This is a genomic window from Rhodococcus tibetensis, from assembly GCF_024438035.1.
In the GTDB taxonomy this organism is placed as follows: Bacteria; Actinomycetota; Actinomycetes; order Mycobacteriales; family Mycobacteriaceae; genus Rhodococcus_F; species Rhodococcus_F tibetensis.
This window is the reverse complement of the sequence record NZ_JANFQF010000011.1, coordinates 91,946-117,058: the sequence shown is the minus strand read 5'-3', so window position 1 is coordinate 117,058 and position 25,113 is coordinate 91,946. Positions and strand designations below refer to the sequence as shown.

The following is a 25,113-nucleotide window of genomic DNA, read 5'->3' as shown; positions in this document are numbered from 1 at the left end:
AATTTTGTTGACACAGATGTGCCACCAAATTGGAGGGGTTGAGGATGGCCGCAGATCAACCGGGTTCCCGCCGCTACGCTGCGCTCGATGTCATGCGCGGGATTGCGATCCTGGGCACGCTCGGCACCAACATCTGGATCTTCACGGGCGTCGAGGGCTTGGTCGGCTACGTCAACGGCACGGGACTGGCCACCGGCGGGTGGGCGCCGGTGCAGGCGGTCCTCCAACAGTGCACGCAGGGAAAGTTCCTCGGCCTGCTCACGATCATGTTCGGTATCGGTCTCGCCATCCAGCAGCGTTCCGCTCAGCGCCGCGGACTGCCGTGGCCGGGTGGCTATTCCTGGCGAGCTGCAATTCTCATGTTCGACGGAGCGGTGCACTTTTTCCTTTTCACCGAATTCGACGTGCTCACCGGTTACGCGTTGACCGGTCTGATCGTCGCGTTCGTGCTCACCACCGGCGTCCGCGCGCAACGGGTGTGGATGTGGTGTGCCGCGGTGGTCCACGCGGCGATGCTCGCGCTGATCTCCCTGGCCTTGTCCTCGGCGTCCGCGAGACAACCACAATCGTTGTCGCCGAATCCCTACGCCGAGGGCAGCTTCGTGGATCTCGTGTTCTTCCGCCTCGACAACCTCGTGTTCTTCCGCCTCGAAGTCATCTTCATTCTGCCGCTGTCGATCGCTCTCTTCCTGGCCGGCGCCCATCTGTTCGGCGCGCGCATCCTCGATCCGGATCGCGGACCCCTGCGGCGTCGGCTCATGCTTGTCGGTCTGGTGCTCGCACTGCCGTTGGATTTCGCACTCGGACTGTTCGGTGGAGACGCCGGCCTGGTGCTCGGCAGGTACGGGACCGCGCCTGTCGTGGCCCTCGGTCTCCTCGCTGCGATCGCGCACCGCTACGCCGACGGCCGAGAACCGGGCACCGTAGGCCGTGCGGTCTCCCCGATCGGCCGGACGGCACTCAGTTGCTATGTGCTGCAGAACGTTCTCTGTTCCGTCGTCTGCTACGGGTGGGGTTTCGGTCTGGCGGCGCGGCTGGACGGCAGCACCATCGTTCCGGCCACGGTGGCATTGTTCATCATGGTGTCGGCAACCCTCGTCGTGGTGTCGCGGCTGTGGCTAAGGCGGTTCGAACGTGGTCCCCTCGAATGGCTCACCCACGCCGGCTACCAGCGGTTCGCCCGCACCGACAGGAAGCCGGTGACCGCATCGGTCTGACGTGCTCTCACCCGTGCGAAGGCGCCGGCGACGCCGTCGGCCCGGAACCCTCCGAAAGCGGCTGACTTTATGGCATTCTCACGAGGTGCGACGGTGCAGGGGTGAGAGTGGGGTAGCCGGTACGCCGGCTGCGACCACGTCAGGGGTAACCCCTGGCTCGGCATTGTTCACGGGAGGCACCGTCCGACGCACGGCCGCACGCTCCGCGTGCTTCGGCGCGCCGCAGACGACAGGTATCGGTCGCCTCTCACCGTCGCACGCATGACAAGGCGTCGCGCCCTGTCCCCGGCAGTGGCACATCGTCTCGCCGCCGGAGCCGTATCGGGTTCGTGGACGCGGGCGGCGATCGCCCAGCGGTTCGAGGAGATCGGCATCCCGGACGCCGGCCGGATCGCAACACGATTGTTCGACCTTCTGCCCACCCCTCCGGTCGAGGGGGTCGACAGCGTGTACCGGCTGCTGTCGGAGCTGCCGAACATCGACGAGCCGACTCCGGTGGTCGAGAAACCCGACCACGAGTGGAAATTCGACGTTCCGAAGTGGACCCACACTGTCGCGGTCGCGCAGGCGATCGGTCTCACACCGGCGGAACTGGACTGGTTCGCCGATCCGGGCGAGTGGCTGCGGAAGAAGGCGCCCACCCTGCAGCACTACCGCTACCGGATCCGATCTGACCATCGCTTGCTGGAAGCGCCCAAGGAACGTCTCCGCGAGGTGCAGCGCCGGATTCTGCGGTCCGTGCTCGACCGAGTACCTCCGCATGCCGCTGCGCACGGATTCGTTCCTGGGCGCAGCGTTCACATGTTCGCGGCTCCGCATGCAGGTGAAGACGTCGTGGTGCGAATCGATCTGCGCGCCTTCTTTCCGTCGATTTCCCGGACGCGGGTGCGGGCGGTATTCGACTCGTTCGGGTATCGGCCACGGGTGTCGCGTGTGCTGACAGGGTTGTGCACGACTTCCACCCCACCGGACGTCCTCGCGAGGCTCCCGTTCGACGGGGCAAGTCGATTGCGGGGTTCGCATCTACCGCAGGGCGCGCCGACTTCGCCTGCCCTCGCGAATCTCGTCGCGCATCGGCTCGATCGGCGGCTGACCGGTCTGGCGCGGTCTTCCCGAGCCGAATACACCCGGTACGCCGACGATCTCGCGTTCTCCGGCGCCGACCTCGCGGTGGACCGACTGATCCACGCCGTCGGCCGGATCGCGGCGGACGAAGGCTTCTCGGTGCACCAGGGCAAGACGCGGATCATGCGAGCGCACCGACGGCAGCATCTGGCGGGACTCGTGGTCAACGCGCACCCGGGGGCCGCACGCACCGAGTACGACCAACTGCGTGCGTTGCTCTTCAACTGCATACGCACTGGCCCAGAACTGCAGAACCGCGACGGGAGGCCGTACTTCCGCGAGCACGTGTACGGGCGTATCGCCTGGATCGGTGAATCCAACCCGAACAGGAAGCGTGCGCTGCTCGCCCTCGCCGACCGTATCGAGTGGTCGGAGATGAGCTGACTACCCCTTGCGGCGACACCGCGGCAGTTGTTCGATGGAGTCAGGCGCACCATGTGTTCGGGTGTGCCGGGCGAGGAGAACGCTGATGCTGTACGTTGCGCTGTTCGGATTCGTCCTGTGGGTTCTGTGTTTCGCCGATGCCATCACCACCGACGAAGACGAGGTCAGGAACCTGTCGAAGGACGGCTGGCTGGTTGTGGTGTTGCTCCTGCCGATCGTCGGCTCGATCCTGTGGCTGGTGGCAGGGCGGCCGCAGAAGTATCCCGGCGAACGTCTGCCCGAAGATCCGGAGGAGGCCGAGTTCGTGCGCCGGTGCAGGGAACGTGCCGAGGAGCAACGCCGGGAGAATCGCCGGCGTCCGCAGGAGTAACTTCGCCGCCCACCCGAACTCCGATTACAGCGGCCGGGGCAAACCAGGCGCGACGGTGCGGGCGAGGATGCCCAGCGTGGCGCGCAGAGCGGTGTCGGAAATGACCGGGAAGATTCCGGCGTCCCGCCAGACGGGGTCGATGGACGACCAGTCGCAATACGAGGTGACCATCGTGCCCTCGCTGATCGGCGCGAGCCGGTAGCCGTACACGTGGCCGATCTGAGGGCGGATCCGGCCGAGGACCTTCCAGGAGATCTCTCGGTCGAGTACGAAGGTCTCGATCGTCACGGTCACGTCGTACAGGCCGAGATCGATGTCGTGGAGCGCGTCGCGGTCCATGTGGACGACGAAGCTGTCACCTGCCGCAGTCACGGGTTCTCCCTCGGCGGACATCAACATGCCGGAACTGTCGATCGCCACGTGCCCGTTCGGGTCGCACAGCACGCCGAAGATCTCCGCCGGCTCGGCCGCAATCGCCCGCTGAACTTCGAGTCGTTCCCGCGGCGCAGTGGTCTCGTTCGTGTCGCTCGTCATTCCGGCATCCTCCCACCCACGGACGGTGCCGCGCCTACTCCGCTTCACCTGGGTGATGCCGCTGCGAGAGAAAAGACCGACTCAGGCGCCCGAATACACAGGCAGGAGCCCGGCATCGGCTGCATGGGTCAGGGACGGCGCAGTCGAGTCCTTCCCGGACAGCTGGAAGGTCAGCGGCGAACCGTCACGCCCGACGGTGGGCCAGTCGATGGCGAGGTCGGGGTCGAGGGGATGCACGTCGTGGTCGAGTTCGGGGGTGTACTCGAGGGAGCACAGGTACATCACCGTGGACGCGTCTTCGAGCGACAGGATGGCGTGGCCCAGACCTGCGGGGAGGTACACGGCGCGGCGGTCCACATCGTCGATCACCACGGAATCCCACTGCCCGAAGGTGGGGGAGCCCACGCGCACGTCGACGATGACGTCGAGGAACGCACCCCTGACGCAGGTGACGTACTTCGCCTGACCCGGCGGGGTGTCGGTGAAGTGGATGCCGCGCAGGACGCCGGCGGCGGACACCGAGCAGTTGGCCTGCGCGAGCTCGAGTTCGTGCCCGACGGCGGCCTGGAACTCCGAGCCCTTGAACCACTCGAGGAACACGCCTCGGTCGTCACCGAACTGGCGGGGAGTGATCTCCCAAGCCCCGGCGATCTTCAGCTCCCGATATTCCACGTCACCAGTCCTTGCCGCGCTCGAGGATTTCGAGGAGGTAGTCGCCGTAGCCAGACTTACCCAGAGTGGCTGCGCGCTCGGTTAATTCGGCATCCGTGATGAACCCGCGCCGCCAGGCGACCTCTTCGGGAACACCGATCTTCAATCCCTGCCGGTGCTCGAGCGTGCGCACGAAGTTCGATGCCTCGAGGAGAGAGTCGACGGTGCCGGTGTCGAGCCAGGCGGTGCCGCGGGGCAGTACCTCCACCTGCAACCGGCCCGCCTGCAGGTACGCCTGGTTGACGTCGGTGATCTCGTACTCGCCGCGATCCGACGGCGTGAGATCGCGCGCTATGGCGACGACGTCGTTGTCGTAGAAGTAGAGCCCGGGAATCGAGTAGTTCGACTTGGGAGTGGCTGGTTTTTCCTCGATGGAGGTTGCACTGCCGCGCTCATCGAATTCCACCACGCCGTACGAACTGGGGTCGGAGACCCAGTAGGCGAACACCGCCCCGCCGTCGATGTTCTCGAACCGGTTCAACCGGGAACCGAGGCCCGGTCCATAGAAGATGTTGTCGCCGAGTATCAGCGACACCGGCTGGTCACCGATGTGATCGGCGCCGAGGACGAAGGCTTGGGCCAGGCCGTTCGGCTCGTTCTGCACGAGGTAAGACAGGTTGACGCCGAACTGGGAGCCGTCGCCGAGAAGCCGGCGGAACTGCTCTTCGTCGTGGGGGGTGGTGATGATCAGAATGTCCCGGATGTTGGCCAGCATCAGAGTGGAGAGCGGGTAGTAGATCATCGGCTTGTCGTACACGGGCACTAGTTGCTTGCTCACCCCGAGAGTGATCGGGTGCAGCCGCGACCCGGTGCCCCCGGCAAGAATGATTCCGCGCATGTGCGCAGTGTTCCAGTGTTCGGTGCGGATGAAAACTCGGCGCCGACGCTACCCTTGGTGCGCATGAGGCTTCTCGTGACCGGTGGCGCCGGGTTCATCGGTGCCAATTTCGTGCATCGGACAGTGGCCGAGCGGCCGGACGTGGCTGTGACCGTACTCGACGCGTTGACATATGCAGGCAACCGACGCTCCCTGGACCCGGTTGCCGATCGCATCGAGTTCGTCCACGGTGACATCGCCGACAGTGCGCTGGTCAACGGCCTGGTCGCGGCCTCGGACGCAGTGGTCCACTTCGCTGCCGAGTCACACAACGACAACTCGCTGACCGACCCCACGCCGTTCCTGCACACCAACGTGATGGGGACGTTCACCCTGCTCGAGGCGGTTCGCGCCCACGACGTCCGCTATCACCACATTTCCACGGACGAGGTGTACGGCGACCTCGAACTCGACGACCCGCAGCGGTTCACCGAGTCGACCCCCTACAACCCGTCGAGCCCGTACTCGGCCACCAAAGCCTCCAGCGACCTGCTGGTGCGGGCCTGGGCGCGGTCGTTCGGGGTGCGGGCCACGCTGTCGAACTGCTCGAACAATTACGGTCCGTACCAGCACGCCGAAAAGTTCATTCCACGACAGATCACCAACCTCATCGACGGGCTGCGCCCCCGCCTCTACGGCAGCGGGAAGAACGTGCGCGACTGGATTCACGTCGACGACCACAATTCGGCCGTGTGGACGATCCTCGAGAAGGGCAGCATCGGTCAGACGTATCTGATCGGTGCGGACGGTGAGGTGGACAACCGGACCGTCGTCGAAACGCTGCTCGAGTTGTTCGGCCGAAACGCCGATGACCTCGACTTCGTCACCGACCGCCCCGGCCACGATCTTCGTTACGCCATCGACTCGACCCGGCTGCGCACCGAGCTGGGGTGGACGCCGCAATACGGGGACTTCCGCCGCGGCCTCGAAGCCACCGTGCGGTGGTATCGCGACAACGAACCGTGGTGGCGGGCACAGAAGGAGTCTGCCGAGAAGACCTACGCGGCTACGGAGTCCGTGATCGGCTGATCCTTCGCTCACGACATCCGCCGGGCGGAAGCCCTGTCTCACGAGTGACGATGTGCGGCCCGGCTACTGCCCAGCTCTCGCTGCGACGGCGAGGCGGGTGTCCTCCGCGATCAGATCGGCATTGAGCGCGGCCGCAGCATTGAGTCCCGCCGCGGCCGACCCGATCACCTGCCCCTTGAGGTCTGCCACGTTCCCCGCTACCCATACGCCTGGAACCGCCGTGGCGCCCATGGCATCCGACTCGACGTAGGTGCCCATCACGTGTCCGCCCATCTGCTGCTCTACGGGCTCGAGCCCGAGTGTGGTCAGCACGTCGGCGCGCGCGGTGAAGACAGGTGCGACCACCACTGCGGTGCAGGCGAATTCCTCACCGGAGTGCAACCGGACACCGGTGAGGCGATCCTCGACCACCGTCAGGCCCGACAGCTTCCCGTCGACCACGCAGATGTCGCGGGCGGCAAGTTGCTCGTACTCCTGCGCGGTCGGCTCGATCGCGTCGTTGAGGAACAGTGTCACCTTGTCGGTCCATTGCCGCCACATCAGTGCCTGATGAATCGAGAAGGGGCTGCTCGTCAGGACGCCGATCGGCTGGTCCCGGACTTCCCACCCGTGGCAGTACGGGCAGTGGAGCACGTCGCGGCCCCAGCGTTCGGACACTCCCGGAACGTCGGGCAGCTCGTCCACCAACCCGGTCGTCACGAGCAGTCGCCGCGCCCGGACCACTTGTCCGTCGGCGAGGGTGACCCGGAAGCCGTCGTCCGCGGCGGTCTCGGCGGAGGCGACGGTGCCGCTCACCACCTCGCCTCCGTAGGAGGCGACCTCGTCCCGGCCGACGCTGAGCAGTTCGGCCGGAGGAGTCCCCTCGCGGCCCAAGTAGTTGTGGATGTGCCCGGCCGGCGCGTTGCGGGGGGCGCCCGCATCGATCACCAGCACCGACCGCCGTGCCCGGGACAGGGCCAGCGCACCGCTCAGCCCTGCTGCGCCACCACCGACGATTACTACCTCGTAGTTGTCTTTCACCGCATTCTCCTTCGTTTGGGCTTCGTGACTACACCGTCCAGCACTACGTGCAAAAGTGACAAACTTCTTTGCCGGAGTGGCAAGATGGAAGGGTGAGCGAAGACATTCCCGACCTCGACGGCGTCCTCGACGCGGTGGGTCCTCGGTTGAAGGCATTGCGTCAGCAGCGCGGCGCGACCCTGGCGCAGCTGTCGGGCGCCACCGGAATATCGGTGAGTACTCTTTCCCGCCTCGAGTCCGGTCAGCGCAAACCCACACTCGAACTGATCCTCCTCCTCGCGCGGGCCCATCAGCTCCCACTCGACGAGCTCGTCGACGCGCCGGCCACCGGCGACCCACGGGTCCACCTGCGGCCGATCGAGCGGAACGGCTCGAAGATCGTTCCCCTCACCCGCAGGCCGGGCGGAATCCAGGCGTTCAAGCATGTCATCCCGGCGTCGAAGCCCACGGCAGGCGAGCCGCAGCGGCAAGTCCACGAGGGGTACGAATGGCTGTACGTCCTCTCCGGCCGGCTCCGCCTGCTGCTCGGGGAACACGACGTGATCCTCACCGCGGGCGAGGTAGCCGAGTTCGACACCCACGTGCCGCACTGGTTCGGCAATCCTGGCCCCGAGCCGGTCGAAATCCTGAGCCTGTTCGGGCCGCAGGGGGAGCGGGCCCACGTACGAGCCCGCCCCGCCGGGGATGCGGCTCCCTGACAGCGACACGACCGGAAAGCATCACCCCGGCCGGTAGAGGTTCCCTGCCCGGAGGGCAGGCTGAGCCGCGGCGGCGGTCACGATCGCGATACCCTGCGCATGTGGATACAGCGAACGCCTCCGTTTCCGACGTCGAGCTGACCGAGCACCGGGCGGTGTCCGATCGGCTCGTCGCGCAGCGAGGACCGTTCACGGGCACCTCACCGATCGTCAACGACGACTTGTACGCGGTGGTCAAGCGCGGCGGGTCCACCCGCACACGATTCGCATTGCATCTGCATTCCGGTGCCACCGTCCACACCAACACCTTCTTCGGTCGGTTCCCGGCCAGCTACTGGCAGCGGTGGACGAGTGCTACCGAGGTCACCGCCACAGCGCGGATCGACGCCGCGGACCACTGCCGGGCGCAGCTGCTGGCCTCCGACATCGGCGGACACCGCCGGATCATCGCCGCCGAGGTGATCACCGGCTCCGGCACGGTCACCCTCACCGCGAAACTCGACAAGTTCGCCGACGGCGGCGCGCTGTGGCTGCAGTTCGATGCGCTCGAGGGCGGCGTCACCGTCGCCGACATCGAGTGGACGGTGGCCTCACCCGAGACCGTCCGACCGGTGGCCATCGCGATCTGTACCTTCAACCGGGCCGACGACTGCGCCAACACCGTCGCTGCTCTCGCGTCCGACGAGCGGGTGTCGTCTTCCCTCGACGCGGTGTACGTCGTCGACCAGGGCACCGATCCGGTGGAGTCTCGCGAACTGTTCCAGCAGGTCGCGCACAAGTTCGGCGACCGACTGCACTACCTGCGCCAGGCCAACCTCGGGGGCGCCGGCGGATTCAGCCGAGGGCTCTACGAGGCGTCCGCCGCAGGCCCGCATGCCGATGTCCTGCTGATGGATGACGACGTTCTGTGTGAGCCGGAGAGCGTGTTGCGCCTCAGCGCCTTCGCGAACATGACCACCGAGCCGGCGTTGATCGGCGCCCAGATGCTGTTCCTGTACAACCCCAACTATCTGCTGGCGTCCGGCGAACGCGCCGATCTCACAACGCTGCAGCGTGGACTACCCACCGACAAGTTCGGGGTCCGCAACGCCAACGTCCTGAAGAAACTGCCCGAGCGAAGAATTGATGCCGAATACAACGGCTGGTGGTCGTGCCTGATCCCGGCCGAAGTGGTCCGGCAGATCGGCATGCCGTTGCCCGTCTTCTTCCAGTGGGACGACGTCGAATACAGCCTGAGGGCCGGGCGGGCGGGCATCCCGACGATCACCCTGCCGTCCACCGGGGTGTGGCACGCCGACTTCTACTGGAAGGATGTCGACGGCTTCGCGCACTACTTCAGCACCCGCAACGGCCTGATCACAGCGGCCCTCGACCCCGGATTCGCACCGACGTCCCTGGCCAAGCAGCTCAGCCGGGAAATCAGTCATTCGATCGTGGGCCTGCAGTACGGTCTCGCGCACACGCAACTGCGTGCCATCGAAGGATTCCTCGAAGGTCCGGACGCCCTCGCCGATGGTGGGCAGGCGGCTCTCGCCATGATCAACCAGGAGCGCAGACGGTTCCCCGAGACCGTCGCCAAGCCGGTGTCCGAGCTGCCGACGGGGGTGAAGTTCCGTCGAGCAGATCCGCCGCCGAAGGCCGGCTGGGAAGACCTCGTGCTCGCCAAGCGGGTGGCCGGCCATCTTCGCGGACGCCTCGAGCGCGGGCCCGTCGCAATCTCCTACGAGGACGCGCGGTGGTGGCATGTAGGACGCTTCGACCACGTGTATGTCACGGACGCGTCGCAAGCCGGTGTGCGCGAACGCAAGTACGACAAGCAGCTCGCCGCCGAGATGGGTGGCCGCCTCGCCGGAGTGATGAAACGGTTCCGGGTGGAAGCACCCGCCGTCGCGGAGGCGTTCCGTGCCGGGATGCCGACTCTCACCAGCCGCGAGAACTGGACCCGCCTCTACGAGCAGATGAACGAATCCTCATCGTGACGTCGGTTCGGTGATCCGCACGACCACCTGCTCGTGGTTGGCGGTGTAACCCAGGTACTCGAAACCGATTCCCGTCCGGTCGACGAATTCCTTCCACGCGCGGTATTCGTGTTCCTGCCAGCCGGGATAGTTGAAGAACTCGTCGAAGACGATCACCGTTCCGGCGACCAGTCGTGAGCCGATCCGATCCAGCACCGTCTTGGTCGACGAATAGAGGTCGGCGTCGAGGTGCACGAATGCCACAGGCTCCGGGTGCTTGTCGAGGAAATCGGTCAGCGTGTCCTCGAAGAGTCCGGGGATCAGCTGGGCGCCGGGCACCTGAGGCATCTTCTCCTGGGCGAACTCTCCCGCGGGGAAGCCGGTGCGCCACGTCTGCGGCAACCCTGAGAACACGTCGAAACCGAAAACCTCGTGCTGGGCATCCTTGAGCTGCTCGACGATGATCCGCAGGGTGGTTCCCGACGCGACTCCGAACTCGAGTGCCATCCCCGCAAGCTCCACCTGGGACAGTCCGTAGCGCAGGGTGTCGTGGGGATTCCAGAACACGGGAGCTTTCGGCATGTGCTCGAGCACGAACGTCGCCGATTGGTTGGTGGCTCCGACATCGAGGGCCTGAGTGATGTCGCGGCGCACCTGCTGTTCCAGTTCGCCGAGTCGTTGCTGAACGTCGGAAACTTCCATCCGCGCATCCGACAGTTCCGACAGGACGCGCGAGAGTTCCTGATTGGTCGCGGACAACTCGGCGAGAGTCTGATCGTGCTGATTCTCGTGGAGTTCGCGAGAACGCCGATCTGATTCGGCCACCACCTCGTACACGGCGCGCTGCAGCTTGAGTCTGGCCTTCCGCCGAAATCCCTCGAACATGTATCCATGCTGCCAGGTCGCATCCCGGCTCAGGGCCGAACCGGGATGCGAGTTGGCGAGGTGTCAGTGACCGCGCGTTCGGTACATCTGGCGATGTCCGCGGGCGATGATCTTCCACTCCCGTTCCCGCTCTGCGCGGAGCCGGGCATCGGACCGCGACGCGATCCAGCCGTTCTCGCGAATCAGCTTGCGGTAGCTGGCAAGTCTTCGTTCGGGAAGGTCGCCGCGCTCGACAGCGGCCAGCACCGCACAGCCCGGTTCCGTCTCGTGTGAGCAGTCCCGGAACCGGCACTGCGCCGCCCGGTCGTCGATCTCCGGGAACGTCATGTCGATGCCGTCCGCCGCGTCCCACATGCCCACGCCGCGCAGGCCCGGCGTATCGATGAGGGCGCCGCCCTGCGGGAGTGGCAGCAGTTCCCGGTGCGACGTGGTGTGCCTGCCTTTGTGATCACCTTCGCGAACACGGCCCGTGGCCAGCAGATCCGCGCCGAGCAATGCGTTGGCGAGCGTCGACTTGCCCGCACCGGATGGGCCGATCAAGGCGACGGTGCCCTCGATCATCGCGGCCAGGGTGTCGACGCCGTCGCCGGTCTCGGCGCTCACCGCAACTACCACCGAACCGGGCGACACAGCGGTCACGGCAGCGACCGCGGTGGAAACATCCTCGGCAGCATCTGCTTTCGTGAGCGCGACCACCGGCGTAGCGCCGCTCTCCCAGGCCAATGCCAACAGTCGTTCGATGCGCCCGAGATCGACATCGGTATCGAGAGCGGAGGCGATCACCACCGTGTCGACGTTCGCGGCGAGAACGTGGCCGTCGGATCTGCCCGAGGCGGCGGACCGGACAATGGCGGTGCGCCGCGGGAGCAGTGCAGCGACAGCGATCGGGTCACTGCTCGTGCGGACGGTGATCCAGTCACCGGTGCAGAGCGCATGCTCGCCGTTCTCGGCACGGACGATGTCCGAAGATGTTGCGACGTCGCAACGTCCGCGGTCGACGCGGATCACGCGCCCGGGTTCGGAACCCTCGGTCACGTAATGGTCGAAGGGAAGGGTGTCATTCCATCCGTAAGCCAGGAGTTGTCCAGGCAGAAATTGTGCAGGGTTGAACATGATGAGTGGAATCCTCGGGTCGGTGAAGTGCCGACCGGACCACGATCGAAGGTTCGGTCAGGCGAAGGAGAGGGGAGTGTGGACGCACGTGGCGTCGACCGACGAGACAATCATCGGACATTCACTCCTTCGCGACACTTTCCGGAACCGTTCGGACATAAGAATCCCACCCGACCGAATGTGAGGCAACTGATTTACGGTCGCTCGAAACGCTCCCGGCGTCCCAGCTTCCGCAGTCGCATCCATTCGCGGAGTCCCTGCACGTCACGCCGGGTGACGAGGAAGTACCACCCGAACCGCACCCATTCCTGCGGAATCAGCTTCCGCATTCCCGGTTGGGACAGCAGGTAGCCGCGATTTCTATAGGTGAAGTAGCGCTTGACCTCGTTGTCCGGGTACTGGGTGTGCATCCGGCCCCCGAGGATCGGCTTGAACTCCTCCGCGCCGTTCGGGTGCACGTACGCCGTCTGCAGGCACGTTCCGAAGGGCAGACCGGACCGCACCAGTCGGCGATGCACCTCCACCTCGTCACCGCGAACGAACAGGCGCAGATCCGGGACACCGACCGCGTCGATCGTGGACGCACGGAACAGTGCGCCGTTGAACAGGGAGGCGATGCCCGGGAGCAGATCGGCGGAGTCGTCGCCGTCCTCGAACAGCTCCGAACGAAGCCGCCGCCACTCCACCCCGCGACGCAGCGGAAATGCCAGGCGGTCGGGGTCGTCGATGTCGCACACCACGGGCGACACCTCGGCCAGCCCGTGCCGGTTCGCGCAGTCGAGCAGCGTTCCGAGAACCTTGTCTCCCTCGGGTCGGCCGTCGTCGTCGGCGAGCCACACCCAGTCGGCGCCCAGCGACAACGCGTAGAGGATCCCGAGTGCGAAGCCGCCCGCCCCGCCCAGGTTGTGCTGCGACCCGAGGTAGCTGGTGGGAATCCCCGACGATTCGACGAGCTCACGCACGTCGTCCTCGGCGGCATTGTCGACGACCACCAGATGATCCAGTGGCCGCGTCTGCGAGGCCAGGACCTTCAGCGACTGCGCGAGCAGTTCCCGGCGCTTGTGGGTGACGACGACGCCGATGATCCGCTCGTCGGGAACGCTCACGCGGACTCCGCCTCGGCTTCCGCGGCTGTACGAACGGGACGTTCGTTCGATCTGTCGCTACGGGCGTCCCGTTCGTGCGAACGCGGGGGAGTAGCCAATCCGGACTTCTCCCGTTCCAACTCGTAGATGACGTGCCGGACGTGATCGGCCGCGTCGTCCCCTTCGTACGCCCGGACGACGTCCTCGATGCTGCCCTGCTGGCGAATGCGGCCGTGGTCGATCCACATCGCGGTGTCGCAGAGCTGCGCGAGGAACTCGTTGGAGTGGCTGGCGAACACCAGAATTCCGGAGCGTTCGACCAGCGCCTGCAACCGCACCCGGGCCTTCTTCATGAACTCCGCGTCGACAGCGCCGATACCCTCGTCGAGCAGAAGGATCTCGGGGTCGATGCTGGTCACCACTCCCATCGCGACACGCACCCGCATGCCGGTGGAGTAGGTGCGCAGCGGCATCGACAGGTACTCGCCCAGCTCCGTGAACTCGGCGATCTCGTCCATCTTCGCGAGCATCTGCTTACGGGTCTGACCGAGGAACAATCCGCGGATGATGATGTTCTCATATCCGGAGATCTCGGGGTCCATACCGACACCGAGGTCGAAGACCGGGGCCACGCGGCCGCGGATGCTGGCACTGCCGCGCGTCGGCTCGTAGATGCCCGACAGCAGTCGCAGCAACGTCGACTTGCCGGCGCCGTTGTGGCCGACCAGCCCGATCCGGTCGCCCTCCTTCAGCGACAACGTGATGTCGCGCAGAGCCTCGACCACCACCACGTCGGAACTGTTGCGGCCGATGGAACCGCCGGCCTTACCGAGGAACGCCTTCTTCAACGATCGCGACTTGGCGTCGAAGATCGGGAAGTCGACGCAGGCGTCCCGCGTCTCGATACTCACATGTTCTGTCATTGCGGGAACCCCTAAACCCAGTAGGGCACGCGGGCCCGGTACTTGCGAAGCGCGAGGATGGCGGCAGTCCACCCCACGACGGTGATGGCCAAGACGATGTACCAGTGATAGGCCTGCTGGTCCTGACCGATCATCGGCGCCCGGACGATGTCGAGATAGTGGAACAACGGGTTCAGTTCGGCGAGCTTGACCCGCTCGGCGGCCTGACCACCCTGCGCCTCGAGGCTTTGGGTGGTCCACATGATCGGGGTCAGCACGAACAGCAACAGCGTCAGGCTGGAGAGAATCGGCGCGATGTCCCGGTAACGAGTGGAGAAAATGCCGAACATGATCGACACCCACGCCGCGTTCAGGACGATCAGTCCCAGCGCCGGGATCGCGGCCAGCGACGTCCACGTCAGGTCGCGCCACACCCCGAACGCCACCAGCATGATCACGTAGATCAACAGGTTGTGGACGAACAGCAGCAGCTGTCGCCACACCAGCCGATACACGTGCACACTCAACGCCGACGGCAACTGCTTGATCAGGCCCTCATTCGCGATGAAGACCTCGGAGCCCTCGAGGATGCTGGCGCTGATCAGATTCCAGACGATCAGGCCCACCGTGACGTACGGCAGGAACTCCGGCAGCGGAATCTCGAGGAGCGCGGCGTACAGGATTCCGATGGCCGCAGCCTGTACTCCGGTGGCGATCGTGATCCAGAACGGACCGATCACCGACCGGCGGTACCGCTGCTTGATGTCCTGCCAGCCGAGGCTCAGCCACAGCTCGCGCTGAGCGAAGCCGTCCCTGAGGTCCTTGAACGCACGACGGAAAGTCTGCGAGTCGGACGCCGGGAGCGGGCCGCCTGCGGCCTCGGATTCGATAGCGGATGCTGACACGGGCACCGAGCCTACCGGGAGTCGACTTCCACGCTGTGCCGCCCGTTGCTACAGGTACTGGCCGGTACCGCTCGACTGCGGTCCCTCACCGTGGTTCTGCGGGGGGTGCGGGTTGCCGATACTGATGCCCGGCGGGAGTGCGCCCTGACGCATTATCTCCAGCTGCGAGCGCGCCGCCATCTGCTGGGCGAACAGCGCTGTCTGGATGCCGTGGAACAAGCCTTCCAGCCAGCCGACCAGCTGCGCCTGCGCGATGCGGAGCTCCGCATCCGACGGGACGGTGTCGTCGGTGAAGGGCAAAGTGAGACGCTCGAGCTCGTCCCGCAACTCCGGGGCCAGCCCCTGCTCGAGCTCGCTGATCGACGACTTGTGGATGTCCTTCAGCCGCGTCCGGCTGGCGTCGTCGAGAGGGGCGGCCCGTACCTCCTCCAGGAGCTGCTTGATCATCGTCCCGATCCGCATGACCTTGGCGGGCTGCTCGACCATGTCGGCTACCGATTCGGATTTCGCGTTGTCGTCGGCGCCGGCTTCGCCGTCGGCGGATCGCTTCGCGGCCTCTTCGACGGGTATGGCCACCGGCTGACCGTCGGGGCCGATCACGAGGACGTGTTCATTCTCCGAGTTCGTCATGACTCCATCTTGTCTGTTCGCGCTCGGGCATGCGCGGGTGCGTCCGATTTCTCCACACACACGGTTTGTTGCACACCACAACAACAGGCGGCTGACTTCGACCGTATTGACTCAGGGTCTTAGAGTGTCGGGCATGGCTTACGACGTTGCCCGCGTACGGGGACTGATCCCGTCACTCGGCGACGGTTGGATCCACCTCGATCCACAGGCCGGCATGCAGATTCCGGACGCCGTGTCGCGCACCGTTTCCACAGCTTTCCGCGCGTCCGCGTCCTCGTCGACCGGCCGTCACGTATCCAGCCGGCGCAGCGCTGCAGTGCTCGACGCCGCCCGCGCAGCCGTCGCCGACCTCGTCGGGGGTGACCCTGCCGGGGTCGTGCTCGGCCCCGACCGCGCCGTCCTCCTCGCCTGGCTGGCCGAGTCGCTGAGCACGCGGCTCGGACTCGGAACAGGGCTGGTTCTCTCCCGTCTCGACGAAGAAGCGAACGTGGCGCCCTGGCTCCGCGTCGCAAGCCGTTATGGCGCGCAGGTCCGGTGGGCCGAGGTCGAAATCGAGACCTGCGAACTCCCCAGCTGGCAGTTCCAGGACCTCATCACCACCACCACCCGACTCGTCGCCCTCACCGCGGCATCCCCGATCGTCGGCTCCGCGCCCGACGTCCGTGTCGCCGCCGACCGCGTTCACGAGGTGGGTGGCCTCATGGTTGTCGACGCCATCGGCGCCGCCCCCTACGCCCACGTCGACATCAACGAACTCGGAGCCGACGTCGTCGCCGTCGGAGCCACCTCCTGGGGTGGCCCGCAGGTCGGCGCCCTCGTCTTCCGCGACCCCACGCTCCTCGACCGTATCCCTGCGGTATCGCTCAACCCCTACGCGCGCGGCGTCGAACGGCTCGAGGTCGGGGGACACCAGTTCGCCCTGCTCGCCGGACTCACCACGTCCATCGACTTCCTCGCCGGCCTGGACGAATCCGCCAGCGGGTCGCGCCGCCAAAAGCTCGAAACGTCCATCAGCTCGTTGCAGAACTACCAGGACAGTCTCTTCGACCACCTCATGGCGTCCCTCAAGAGACTCCCGCAGATCATGGTCATCGGCCGGTCACCCAGCCGGGTCCCCACCCTCAGCTTCACCGTCGCCGGAGTCTCCGCCGACAAAGTGGCGTCACACCTGGCCGACAAACGCATCGCCACAGTCAGCGGCGTCCACGGTGGGTCCCGCCTCCTCGACGCACTCGGCGTCAACGACGAAGGCGGCGCAGTCACCATCGGTCTCGCCCCCTACACCACCCGCTACGAGATCGACCAGCTCGTCGGCGAACTCGCTGCACTGGGGTGACATACGCCCTGCCCCTCGCCCGACCTGCTCTCTGCCGCGACCTCAGCGACGCGGAATGGTGAGAATCACTTTGCCGACAGTCTCCGGAGAGTCGAGCAGTTCGTGGCCGCGGGGCGCTTCGGTAATCGGCAGTTCGGCCGCCACGACAGGTTGTACCGCGCCTTCGGTGATCAGTGGCCACAGGCGTTTGCGGACGTCGGCGACGATCTCCGCCTTGCTCTCGCGCCCGTTCTCGGGACGGCCGCGCAGCCCCGTTGCAGTGATGTTGCCCCGCTTCGCGAACAGTCGGGTGAGGTCGAGCTCACCTTTGCGTCCACCCTGGAAGCCGATGATGACGAGCCGTCCGTCCGATGCCAGCGCGTCGATGTTGCGGCCGAGGTAGGAGCCACCCATGTTGTCGAGAATCACATCGGCGCCATGGCCGTCCGTCGCCTTCTTCACTTCTTCGGCGAAGTCGGCTTCGCGGTAATTGACGAGGATGTCGGCGCCCAGCTCTCGGCAGCGTTCCAGTTTTTCCTGCGAGCCCGCCGTGACGGCCACCCGTGCACCCAACGCGACACCCACCTGGATGGCATGGGTGCCGATACCGCCGCCACCGCCGTGAACGAGCAGGACGTCACCCCGCGACAACCCGGCGCGCATCACCACGTTCGACCACACCGTGCACGCAACCTCGGGTAGGGACGCGGCGACGAGGAGATCGACCCCCTTCGGTACCGGCAGCAGCTGGGTTGCGGGAACGACCACACGTTCTGCGTAACCACCACCGGCGAGGAGCGCGCACACGTGATCGCCAACGGACCACTCCGAGACGCCTTCGCCGAGTTCGGCGACGATTCCGGAACATTCGAGTCCGAGGATGTCGCTGGCACCGGGCGGCGGCGGATAGAACCCCTGACGTTGGGTCAAGTCTGCGCGGTTGACGGCAGTGGCCGCCACATCGATGAGAACGTGGCCGGGTAGCAGTTCGGGATCGGGCTGCTCCGCCCATCGCATGACTTCCGGACCACCCGGCTGATCGATCGTGATCGCATACATGAAGGACGACGTTAGCGAATCGAGGCGACGCACGGTCCCTGCGAGCGATCCCGCTTGTCACATCGAGGGATTGGGGCCCCGACGCTACTGGAAAGTAACGTCAGGCTCGCAACAGTTGACGTAATCCCTGATACTTCCTGATGCCTTCTCCGACTCTCCTTTCGTGCGGATCGGCGATGCCGCGGTATACCTGAACATGTCGGTTGTGGTCGTCCGTAAAACCGCGTCGGAAGGCCGGTTGCCCTCTCGGCGTCGAGGTTCTGGTCAACGGGTCTTCGACCGCGCGGACCTCGAGGCCTGCCTCGGCCGACCCGCCCCTGACAATGATCCGGCTGACGGGGTGGAAGCGTTTTAGTACTGGGTGTCCGGTTCGACCGGGCATATTCCTCGCTCGTCGCTTAGGAGAAGATGGTGCGCGCGAGCGCCTGTGGGGTCGTGTATCGGATGTGCAACGGGTCGCGGTTCGGGTGTGCGGAAACGCGGGGCCGGGTTGGACGCGATGCTCGACGATGCCGCCGAGGGTCCCTTCACGGTGGTGTGGGTGGTGTGGCGGGATCGGTTGGCCCGCCTGCGGACTCCCTCCGAGACTAGATGTCGGTGGTCGGGGTTACGGTCGAAGCCCTGCGGAAGCATGGCAACACAACGCTGGTGGAGGAGCTTGATGGATGACTTCATGGCGTTGCTGGAGTCGTTTCCGGGCCGGTTGTATCGGTTGCGGTCGAAGCAGAATCAACGCCGACTTCTCGACGACGCGGCAGCACGGCTGCAGGAGGGGTAACCGATGAAGACGGCGGACGCGCGGACGGCTTCACGACAAGAGTTGTCCCGCGCCGATCGCGCAGTGTGGCGGGTGCCGAAGGACGAGATCCCGCACGTGGCGTTCACTGTCGTGGCTGGTGAGGCGAGATGACCGTTGCCGAGGCCGGATGTACCGTGCCGCGCCAGTTCTCGTACACGACCCGCCCGTACGCGGCGGTCGACGACGCTACCGGCGCCCCGATCGGGCTCGATACCATCGATCTTCGTGTTCGGTGGCTGCTCGACCTGATCGGCGCCGCGCAATCGGAGTTGGTGACGAGGCTGTGGCAGCCGGCTACCTTCGATGCCCTCGCCGCCGGACGCGACAGTCAAGGCCGCAAGCTCCCGATGCAGGGGCATGTCACTGCCGCACGTCTGGGGTGGAACCCGTCCTACCCCACCGGCGTGTACGTGCCCTCGCGCGTGACCCGAGTGGTCACCTCGCAGGCGGTCGGTACTCTGCGTACCTTGGCGTATCGGGACACCGCCATCGGTTCGCTGTCGGCCAGGTTCGATCCCGTCACCGGACGGATCGCGCCGCCCACCACCGCTGGTGAGTACGTGCCGGCCGGTTTCACCCGCGCAGTCGTACGCCAGCTCAGCGCGTGCTTCCGCCGGGCCGGGAGTGCGAGCTATGAACGGCTGCGGATCACCGATCTGCAGACACCGCCGCGGACATCGATGATGGCCAGGCTTTCCGCCGCCGATCGACAACTCTCGCAGATCACCGTCGCAGACGGTGTCATGGTGCTGACGGTGAAACTGCCCACGCATGAGGCCCCGACAGGTCGGGCGCACTGGCGGCGGGTCCGCCTGATCGCCGCGATCCCACCACACCTGCACACCAGAGCAGTTACGGATTGGCATCTGCCGACTCTCGTCCTCGACCACCGTGGCCTGCTGCTGCGCTGCGCTGCCACCGAATCTGTTCGGGCGCCCGATCTGACGTCGGGATCGACGGCGGTGGGGGTGGATTGGTCACCGTCCACCCTCGGAGCAGCCGCCATCGTCACCGAACGCCCCGACGGACTGGTCTCGGACTACCGGGGCTTCACCTACGACGACCGGGGCCTGGAAATCAGGCTGGCCCGCCTGCAAGCGGAAGGCCAACACCTGCACCGCAAAGCCGCACGCCTGACGCGGCTCGCCGCCACCGCGCCACCCGAGGTGCGCGTCAACCTGGAACAGCAGATCGCGGTCCTCGACGCCCACCGCGCCGCGGTCGGTGTCAAACGGGGCAAGATCAACCGGGAACTCGCCTTCCACTTCGCCCGTCACATCGTCGACTACGCCGCCGCGGCGGGCGCGAAGGTGATCGGGGTGGAAGACCTCACCACCCTCGAAACGCGGGGTCACGGCCGGGTGAACAACAACCGGGCCGCGCAGTCCGCCCGCCGCAAAGCCGTCGACGCTCTCGCACACACCGCCGCAGGGGTCGGCGTGACGGTGGTGTCCGTGCCGGCCCGCGGGACGTCGGCGTTGTGCCCGGGCTGCAACGACACCCTCTCCCGCCCGGGCGGCTACCACCGGGCATGGTGCGCACAGTGCAAGGTCGGCGGCAATCGTGACCACGTGGCGGGGGGTGAACCTCGCTAAACGTGCACTCCTGGGGCGCAGCAGAGTTATTCGCAAACGCGGACAGAACCCGGAAATCCGGAACACCGAACATGCACCGGTCCGGCAGTGCCGCGACAAGACCAGTCCCACCCCGAGCCGCCCGCGGCATCGCCGGGTCCGCCGCAGTGTTCCCACCGCGACACCCGAGGCGGGGGTGAATCACATAAGAATCGTTCCTGCACCTCGAGCGTCGGTGTGGGACACGGTCAAACCCGCCACATCCCACGGTGTCACGGGTAGCCGTGAAGTACGTAATTCCCCCACCTCTGCCACATCAGTGGCAGAAAATATGAGAGGCACGTAGACGCTACTAGAATATGAACCTGTGACAGCAGAAACCTCCGACGCCGATGTCGAGACCAATTGGTTGACCCCGGCCGAGATGCGCGCATGGCGCGGCTATATGGACGGCAACCAGCGGCTCATGGACGTCCTCAACAGGGATCTGCAGGAAAAGCACGATCTGTCGCTCGCCGATTACCGAATTCTCGTGCTGCTGTCCGAATCACCCGACGGGTCGCTACGCATGTCCGATCTCGCCGACGGGGTGCTGTCCTCGCGCAGCCGCCTCACGCATCAGATCCGGCGCATGGAGGCGCAAGGCATGGTCACCCGGGACACCTGCCTGGAGGACGGCCGGGGTGTTCTCGCCGTCATCACGGCTGAAGGTCGCGCGCGACTGGCCGAGGCGGCACCCACCCACGTAGCCGGGGTCCGGCGCAACCTCGTCGATCAGCTCACCAAATCGCAGCTCAAGGTACTCGCCGAGGTGTTCGAGCGGGTAGACAAAGCCATCGGCGACCGCTGACCGGTTGCAGCCGCCGACACCGTTACCGATAGGATCGCGCACGGAAGCGTGGCAGAGCGGCCGAATGCACTCGCCTTGAAAGCGAGCGTGGCGTTAAACCCACCGGGGGTTCAAATCCCTCCGCTTCCGCAGAGAGAAAAGGCTCTGATCTGGCGATAGTTGCCAGGTCAGAGCCTTTTTTTGTTGCTCTCATTGGAGAGGGTCAATCAGCCTGTGCCCACATTTTGCCCACACTTGCCGCAGATCGGGCCTGATCGAGCGCGCTGCCCACGGCGTCGAGATCGTCGTCGAACAGCTCCGCATAGGTGTCGAGCGTCATCGCCGCCGAGGCGTGTCCAAGCATCCGCTGGAGTGCCTTCACGTTGACGCCGGCCGACACGGCCAGGCTTGCCGCCGTGTGTCGCAGGTCGTGCGGAGTGACCCGCGGGACGCCGGCCTTCTCGACTGCCTTCGTGAACCACCCAGTGAAGCTCACCGAGCGCCGCAGGTACTCGCCATCGCGGCCCGGGAACACCAGGTCATCGCGGTCCTTGCCCTCGCACTGCCGCGCCAGCTCGACGACGAGGAAGTCGGGGATTGGCACCGACCGACTCTTGCGGTTCTTCGGCGTGCCGACGTGCATCTCCATGTTCACCTGGACGGCGTTCTCGATCACCGTCAGACGCTTCCGCAGGAGATCGAGGTGCTTCACTCGCAGGCCGATCGCTTCGCCCCATCGGACGCCCGTGTAGGCGAGTACGTAGACGAGCGTGCTCCGCTCACCGGCCGCCGCCGCGAGTGCGTCGACCTGTCCGTGAGTGAGGTAGACGCGCGCCTTGCGCTGTTTGCGTGGCAGGTTCTCGACTCCTCGGGCCGGATTCTTCGCGAGCCGCTTCGCCTTCACCGCGCTGTCGAGGACGCCAGCCAGCACGCCATAGGCCCGGATGACGACCGTCGCGCCCTTGCCCTTCACCTTCTCGCCGTCGACGGTCTTCGTCCGGCCCAGGTCCGCAATCCAGCGCTCAACGGAATCCAGGTCGATGTCGGCCAGTCGCACAGCGCCCCACCGCGGCTCGACATGGATGCGCCACGACGTCTCGAGCGATTTGTACGCCGATGGCTTCAGATCTGACTCTTTCCGCTCAAGCCACGCGGGCCCGATCTCGCCCACGGTGATGTGTCCGAGCTTCGGCGGGACGTACTCGCCCCGCATCTTCTCGACCTCGACCGTGGCGGCGAAGTCCTGGGCCTGGCGTTTGCTGGTGAAGCCGCGCTTGTCGGTCTGCCGGCGGTCGGGTGTTCGGTATCGGACGCGCCAGCGCTTGCCGGCTTTCGTCTCATAGCTTTCGATGGTGGCCATTACGCGTCACCGAGATCGATGTTGAGGGCCTTCGCGACCGCGGTCTGGAACCGGTCCTCGTTCGCTCGGTTCCTGCTCTCCTCGTGCGCTATTACCCAATCCGGTTTCGCCCTCATGGACCAGTTCACGACAAATGCGCGTCGAGCTGCTCCCTCGGCGGTCAAGAAGCGCCAGGCATTGATGGCTGGAATTTCTTCTGTAGCCGTCATCTGGACGAGATCGTCCGCCGTCTTCGCATCGGGCACTAGCAAGGTGGATGGCGAAATATCAAGGGCCACAGCGATTGCGACCAAATCGTCAACGTCGACACGGCGGGCCCCGCGCTCGATCTCGCTGAGGGTGTTATGCGCCATGGGTCGCCCGCGCTCGCTCAGTCGCTCCGCGAGATCGCGCAGCGTCAATCGTTGCTCTTTGCGCACCCTCGCGATGTTCTCCCGCACGGTGTTGCCGGTCAGTCCGGTCTCAACTCGCCTTGTCGCCATTTTGCAGATTTTAGTTCAGAGCTTGCAGCATGCCAATCGATCTAGTATGAATAAGCATGATCCGCCCAGATGTTCATAACTCGCAGACTAGGAGCGACGATATGTCACCCTCCCCGCTCGCCACCGCCGACGAGGCAGCCGAGTTTCTCCGCACCACTACCCAGCGGCTCGCGCAGGATCGATACCAAGGGACGGGGCCGCGTTTCGTTAAGCACGGTCGTCGTGTGCTCTATCGCTGGGATGACTTGCGCGCCTACGTGGACGCGAACACATACCAGCGCACTGACGATCGTCCGCTGGCTGTCTGATGTTTCCCGCGCCCATCAACGAGAACGCCCCCGAGGCCGGCGGCAACCGGCTCGAGGGCAATACGGACCCAACCCACGCATATGAGCAGGAGTCACGGCCATGATCCCACAGTTCACGTACCGCACCGAGCCGGTCAGCTCGGACGCCGCAGTCGAGGTCTTCGGAATCCGGGTAGCTGAGCCATGCGGCCAGATGACGCATTGGCAGGCGGATGGACTCGACTGGGCCGATGTCGGCAGGGTCTACGTCCGCACGTCGGGCGAGATTTCGATCGTCCCGTTCGTCGGAGCGGACGAGCGCATGCTCGGAGTGCTTCGCGGGACCGCCGCTGAGGTCTGGCGCGGCGAGGAGCCGACCGAGGCCACCGGATGGGGATTCTTCGAACACGAGACGGGCAACTGCTGGACAACGATCGTCTCCGTCGTCGCAGACCCTTGGGCCGCGTTCCAGACCGCTTGCGCGGCCCAGTGCCCGGCGCTCTCCCGCAAGGAGGTTGCGTGATGTATCTGATCGCCGACGTCGTGATGGACGAGCTGCCCACGGTGAAGCATGTCGTCGAGAACAAGACGATCCGCATTGTGTTCGGCCTCAACGGTCATCTCTCGCTCGCCCTCGATGAGGCCACGCACTTGGTGACCGAGCTGGCGGCGGTGCTCGGTGAGGCCCAGGGCGACGAGGTTCGGCCATGAGTGTCGTCGAGGCGGTGCTAGCCAGACTTCTGTTCTCGCGGTCGATCGCATGGATTCTGGTCGACTATCGAAGGTGGCCGAATTGATCTGAGCAGCAACGTATTTCCAGCGAAGGCCCGACGCAAACGTTCCCCGTTGGAAAGCAATCGGGGCACGAGCCCCAGTCGCTCGCGCCCCGATCCATCACCAGAAAGGCCCGTCATGCCTGAGACACAGGTTAGCCGAGAAGGCAGTGGGTCACATCGTCCCGACCTCCCAGGTGGCCGGTGAACCATGCCCCGTCAGTCGCTGAACAAATTTGCCTTCTACGAGGCTCTGCGAGGTGCCGATCTCACGCACGCTGAGTACCGCGTGTTGGTGAACCTGAGCACATTCGCAAACGGCGACCTGACGAACGCGCATCCCGGCCTTCCACGACTGTGCGAAGCGGCCGGCGTTTCACTCCCGACCGCGAAGAAGGCCCTACGCAACCTCACCGAGAAGGGGTGGCTCGTGCTCACAGATCCAGGGGGTAACGCGCACTGGAAGGGCAAGGCAAATGTGTACGCGTTGCTTATCCCCAAGGGGGTAACTGAGTTAGCCCCTTCCGGCTCACCGAAGGGGGTAAATGATTTTCAGGAAGGGGGTAAGCCATTTTCGGAAGGGGGTAAATCGGCACCCTTTGAAGGGGGTAACTCACTTACCCCCCACCAGAAAGAACTACCAGGGCCTTACACCAGGGAATTGGATCAGGGTTCGTCTCACCTGAGCAACGCGGGCGCGAGCGCGCGCGGGGCTGGGGATGAAAAGCCGCAAGAGATCGAAACCGAAATCGTCGCGGAGGGACCGACCGCCCCCACCGGCTTCGCCGAGTTGTTCGAGGGAGCGCCACGCGAGACCGAGCCGCCGCCGAGCACTCCCGCGCTCGCCACCATCGGGCCCGAACTCGACCCCGCGCTGAACCCTCTCGGGTGGATCGATCAGGAGCTTCCCGGGGGATTCTGGACGGGGGAGCGAGGGAGGGCTCGAGACCTCCTCGCCTCAGGATGCGACTACGGCTCTGTTCGATACGCAATTCTCAACGACCGCCACGCCCGGCCGAGGCAAGGCGGCCTACGTCGGGCACACACCCGCATCGACGAGAACCGAGCCCAGGAGGGCGCATGACACACGACCGCACGGGAGAACGCGTCGACAGCACTCCCGCTCCGACAGCACCCCACCACCCCGACTGCCGTAGCGGCTGGCTCGGCGAAGACCTCGACGGTCGGCCCG

The 25,113-nt window shown here is 65.6% G+C and carries 27 protein-coding genes, 1 tRNA gene and 1 pseudogene; 16 read left to right on the top strand and 13 right to left on the bottom strand.

Annotated elements, in window-relative coordinates; translation table 11 throughout:
• Positions 1–44: 44 nt before the first annotated feature.
• The 3 genes from NOF53_RS15050 to NOF53_RS15040 all read left to right on the top strand — a co-directional run bounded on the left by NOF53_RS15050 (position 45) and on the right by NOF53_RS15040 (position 3,096).
• Entirely contained in the window at positions 45–1,217 is a 1,173-nt protein-coding gene (locus NOF53_RS15050) for a DUF418 domain-containing protein (RefSeq protein ID WP_255969877.1), read from the top strand.
• Positions 1,218–1,478: 261 nt separating this feature from the next.
• Positions 1,479–2,726 (top strand): reverse transcriptase family protein, encoded by a 1,248-nt coding sequence (locus NOF53_RS15045; RefSeq protein ID WP_255969874.1) that lies wholly within the window; start codon positions 1,479–1,481, stop codon positions 2,724–2,726.
• Between the two features lie 85 nt (positions 2,727–2,811).
• Positions 2,812–3,096, top strand: a complete 285-nt coding sequence (locus NOF53_RS15040) for a PLDc N-terminal domain-containing protein (RefSeq protein ID WP_255969871.1) — start codon at positions 2,812–2,814, stop codon at positions 3,094–3,096.
• Between the two features lie 24 nt (positions 3,097–3,120).
• On the opposite strand, the gene NOF53_RS15035 is transcribed toward NOF53_RS15040, so the two are convergent.
• The 3 genes from NOF53_RS15035 to rfbA form a co-directional block, all read right to left on the bottom strand.
• Positions 3,121–3,630, bottom strand: coding sequence for an SRPBCC family protein (locus NOF53_RS15035; RefSeq protein ID WP_255969868.1), 510 nt, complete (start codon positions 3,628–3,630; stop codon positions 3,121–3,123).
• A gap of 81 nt (positions 3,631–3,711) precedes the next feature.
• A complete protein-coding gene (locus tag NOF53_RS15030) occupies positions 3,712–4,302 on the bottom strand; it encodes a dTDP-4-dehydrorhamnose 3,5-epimerase family protein (RefSeq protein ID WP_255969866.1) in 591 nt (196 codons plus the stop codon).
• 1 nt (position 4,303) lies between these two features.
• Positions 4,304–5,179 carry a glucose-1-phosphate thymidylyltransferase RfbA gene (rfbA, locus tag NOF53_RS15025; protein WP_255969863.1) on the bottom strand — a complete coding sequence of 292 codons (876 nt, stop codon included), beginning with the start codon at positions 5,177–5,179 and terminating at the stop codon, positions 4,304–4,306.
• Between the two features lie 63 nt (positions 5,180–5,242).
• Between rfbA and rfbB the strand changes: the two genes are divergently transcribed.
• Positions 5,243–6,247 carry a dTDP-glucose 4,6-dehydratase gene (gene rfbB / locus NOF53_RS15020; RefSeq protein ID WP_255969860.1) on the top strand — a complete coding sequence of 335 codons (1,005 nt, stop codon included), beginning with the start codon at positions 5,243–5,245 and terminating at the stop codon, positions 6,245–6,247.
• A 63-nt stretch (positions 6,248–6,310) separates the two neighbouring features.
• On the opposite strand, the gene NOF53_RS15015 is transcribed toward rfbB, so the two are convergent.
• Complete coding sequence (locus NOF53_RS15015; RefSeq protein WP_255969858.1) at positions 6,311–7,267, bottom strand: NAD(P)/FAD-dependent oxidoreductase; 957 nt, start codon at positions 7,265–7,267, stop codon at positions 6,311–6,313.
• Between the two features lie 92 nt (positions 7,268–7,359).
• Here NOF53_RS15015 and NOF53_RS15010 point away from each other — a divergent pair, with 92 nt between their 5' ends.
• Positions 7,360–7,965 (top strand): helix-turn-helix domain-containing protein, encoded by a 606-nt coding sequence (locus NOF53_RS15010; RefSeq protein WP_255969856.1) that lies wholly within the window; start codon positions 7,360–7,362, stop codon positions 7,963–7,965.
• 101 nt (positions 7,966–8,066) lie between these two features.
• The gene (locus tag NOF53_RS15005) at positions 8,067–9,944 is read left to right on the top strand and encodes a glycosyltransferase (protein ID WP_255969853.1); all 1,878 of its coding nucleotides are present in this window, start codon (positions 8,067–8,069) and stop codon (positions 9,942–9,944) included.
• Here NOF53_RS15005 and NOF53_RS15000 read toward each other — a convergent pair.
• The 6 genes from NOF53_RS15000 to NOF53_RS14975 form a co-directional block, all read right to left on the bottom strand.
• Positions 9,936–10,808, bottom strand: coding sequence for a class I SAM-dependent methyltransferase (locus NOF53_RS15000; protein ID WP_255969850.1), 873 nt, complete (start codon positions 10,806–10,808; stop codon positions 9,936–9,938). The genes NOF53_RS15005 and NOF53_RS15000 overlap by 9 nt on opposite strands.
• 63 nt (positions 10,809–10,871) lie before the next feature.
• Positions 10,872–11,921 (bottom strand): ribosome small subunit-dependent GTPase A, encoded by a 1,050-nt coding sequence (rsgA, locus tag NOF53_RS14995; protein ID WP_255969847.1) that lies wholly within the window; start codon positions 11,919–11,921, stop codon positions 10,872–10,874.
• A 194-nt stretch (positions 11,922–12,115) separates the two neighbouring features.
• Complete coding sequence (gene glfT1 / locus NOF53_RS14990; RefSeq protein ID WP_255969844.1) at positions 12,116–13,027, bottom strand: galactofuranosyltransferase GlfT1; 912 nt, start codon at positions 13,025–13,027, stop codon at positions 12,116–12,118.
• On the bottom strand, positions 13,024–13,929 hold the full coding sequence (gene wzt / locus NOF53_RS14985; RefSeq protein WP_255969841.1) for a galactan export ABC transporter ATP-binding subunit Wzt/RfbE: 906 nt from the start codon (positions 13,927–13,929) through the stop codon (positions 13,024–13,026). The genes glfT1 and wzt overlap by 4 nt, the downstream gene beginning before the upstream one ends.
• A gap of 11 nt (positions 13,930–13,940) precedes the next feature.
• Complete coding sequence (gene wzm, locus NOF53_RS14980; RefSeq protein WP_255969838.1) at positions 13,941–14,813, bottom strand: galactan export ABC transporter permease subunit Wzm/RfbD; 873 nt, start codon at positions 14,811–14,813, stop codon at positions 13,941–13,943.
• Between the two features lie 48 nt (positions 14,814–14,861).
• Complete coding sequence (locus tag NOF53_RS14975) at positions 14,862–15,443, bottom strand: bacterial proteasome activator family protein (protein ID WP_255969835.1); 582 nt, start codon at positions 15,441–15,443, stop codon at positions 14,862–14,864.
• Between the two features lie 133 nt (positions 15,444–15,576).
• On the opposite strand from NOF53_RS14975, the gene NOF53_RS14970 reads away from it, so the two are divergent.
• Positions 15,577–16,779: a cysteine desulfurase-like protein gene (locus tag NOF53_RS14970; protein WP_255969832.1), complete on the top strand. Its 1,203-nt coding sequence runs from the start codon at positions 15,577–15,579 to the stop codon at positions 16,777–16,779.
• Between the two features lie 42 nt (positions 16,780–16,821).
• On the opposite strand, the gene NOF53_RS14965 is transcribed toward NOF53_RS14970, so the two are convergent.
• The gene (locus NOF53_RS14965; RefSeq protein WP_255969829.1) at positions 16,822–17,817 is read right to left on the bottom strand and encodes an NAD(P)H-quinone oxidoreductase; all 996 of its coding nucleotides are present in this window, start codon (positions 17,815–17,817) and stop codon (positions 16,822–16,824) included.
• A 163-nt stretch (positions 17,818–17,980) separates the two neighbouring features.
• Between NOF53_RS14965 and NOF53_RS14960 the strand changes: the two genes are divergently transcribed.
• From NOF53_RS14960 to NOF53_RS14940, 5 genes and pseudogenes are all read left to right on the top strand, one after another.
• Positions 17,981–18,172: a helix-turn-helix domain-containing protein gene (locus tag NOF53_RS14960; RefSeq protein WP_445263533.1), complete on the top strand. Its 192-nt coding sequence runs from the start codon at positions 17,981–17,983 to the stop codon at positions 18,170–18,172.
• Between the two features lie 426 nt (positions 18,173–18,598).
• Positions 18,599–18,727, top strand: coding sequence for a hypothetical protein (locus NOF53_RS14955; RefSeq protein WP_255969826.1), 129 nt, complete (start codon positions 18,599–18,601; stop codon positions 18,725–18,727).
• Positions 18,724–20,536, top strand: a pseudogene (locus tag NOF53_RS14950) (zinc ribbon domain-containing protein). Before NOF53_RS14955 ends, NOF53_RS14950 begins: the two are co-directional and overlap by 4 nt.
• Before the next feature lie 21 nt (positions 20,537–20,557).
• Complete coding sequence (locus NOF53_RS14945) at positions 20,558–21,040, top strand: MarR family winged helix-turn-helix transcriptional regulator (protein ID WP_255969823.1); 483 nt, start codon at positions 20,558–20,560, stop codon at positions 21,038–21,040.
• Positions 21,041–21,082: 42 nt separating this feature from the next.
• Positions 21,083–21,169: transfer RNA gene (locus NOF53_RS14940), tRNA-Ser, on the top strand.
• Positions 21,170–21,242: 73 nt separating this feature from the next.
• On the opposite strand, the gene NOF53_RS14935 is transcribed toward NOF53_RS14940, so the two are convergent.
• Both NOF53_RS14935 and NOF53_RS14930 read right to left on the bottom strand, forming a co-directional pair.
• Positions 21,243–22,379, bottom strand: a complete 1,137-nt coding sequence (locus tag NOF53_RS14935) for a tyrosine-type recombinase/integrase (protein ID WP_255969820.1) — start codon at positions 22,377–22,379, stop codon at positions 21,243–21,245.
• Entirely contained in the window at positions 22,379–22,861 is a 483-nt protein-coding gene (locus NOF53_RS14930) for a helix-turn-helix domain-containing protein (RefSeq protein ID WP_255969817.1), read from the bottom strand. Before NOF53_RS14930 ends, NOF53_RS14935 begins: the two co-directional genes overlap by 1 nt.
• Before the next feature lie 101 nt (positions 22,862–22,962).
• Between NOF53_RS14930 and NOF53_RS14925 the strand changes: the two genes are divergently transcribed.
• The 4 genes from NOF53_RS14925 (at position 22,963) to NOF53_RS14910 (ending at position 25,005) form a co-directional block, all read left to right on the top strand.
• Positions 22,963–23,169, top strand: coding sequence for a helix-turn-helix domain-containing protein (locus NOF53_RS14925; protein WP_255969814.1), 207 nt, complete (start codon positions 22,963–22,965; stop codon positions 23,167–23,169).
• Positions 23,170–23,269: 100 nt separating this feature from the next.
• Positions 23,270–23,671: a hypothetical protein gene (locus NOF53_RS14920; protein WP_255969811.1), complete on the top strand. Its 402-nt coding sequence runs from the start codon at positions 23,270–23,272 to the stop codon at positions 23,669–23,671.
• The gene (locus NOF53_RS14915) at positions 23,668–23,859 is read left to right on the top strand and encodes a hypothetical protein (protein WP_255969808.1); all 192 of its coding nucleotides are present in this window, start codon (positions 23,668–23,670) and stop codon (positions 23,857–23,859) included. The genes NOF53_RS14920 and NOF53_RS14915 overlap by 4 nt, the downstream gene beginning before the upstream one ends.
• 273 nt (positions 23,860–24,132) lie before the next feature.
• Positions 24,133–25,005 (top strand): helix-turn-helix domain-containing protein, encoded by an 873-nt coding sequence (locus tag NOF53_RS14910; protein ID WP_255969805.1) that lies wholly within the window; start codon positions 24,133–24,135, stop codon positions 25,003–25,005.
• Positions 25,006–25,113 lie beyond the last annotated feature (108 nt).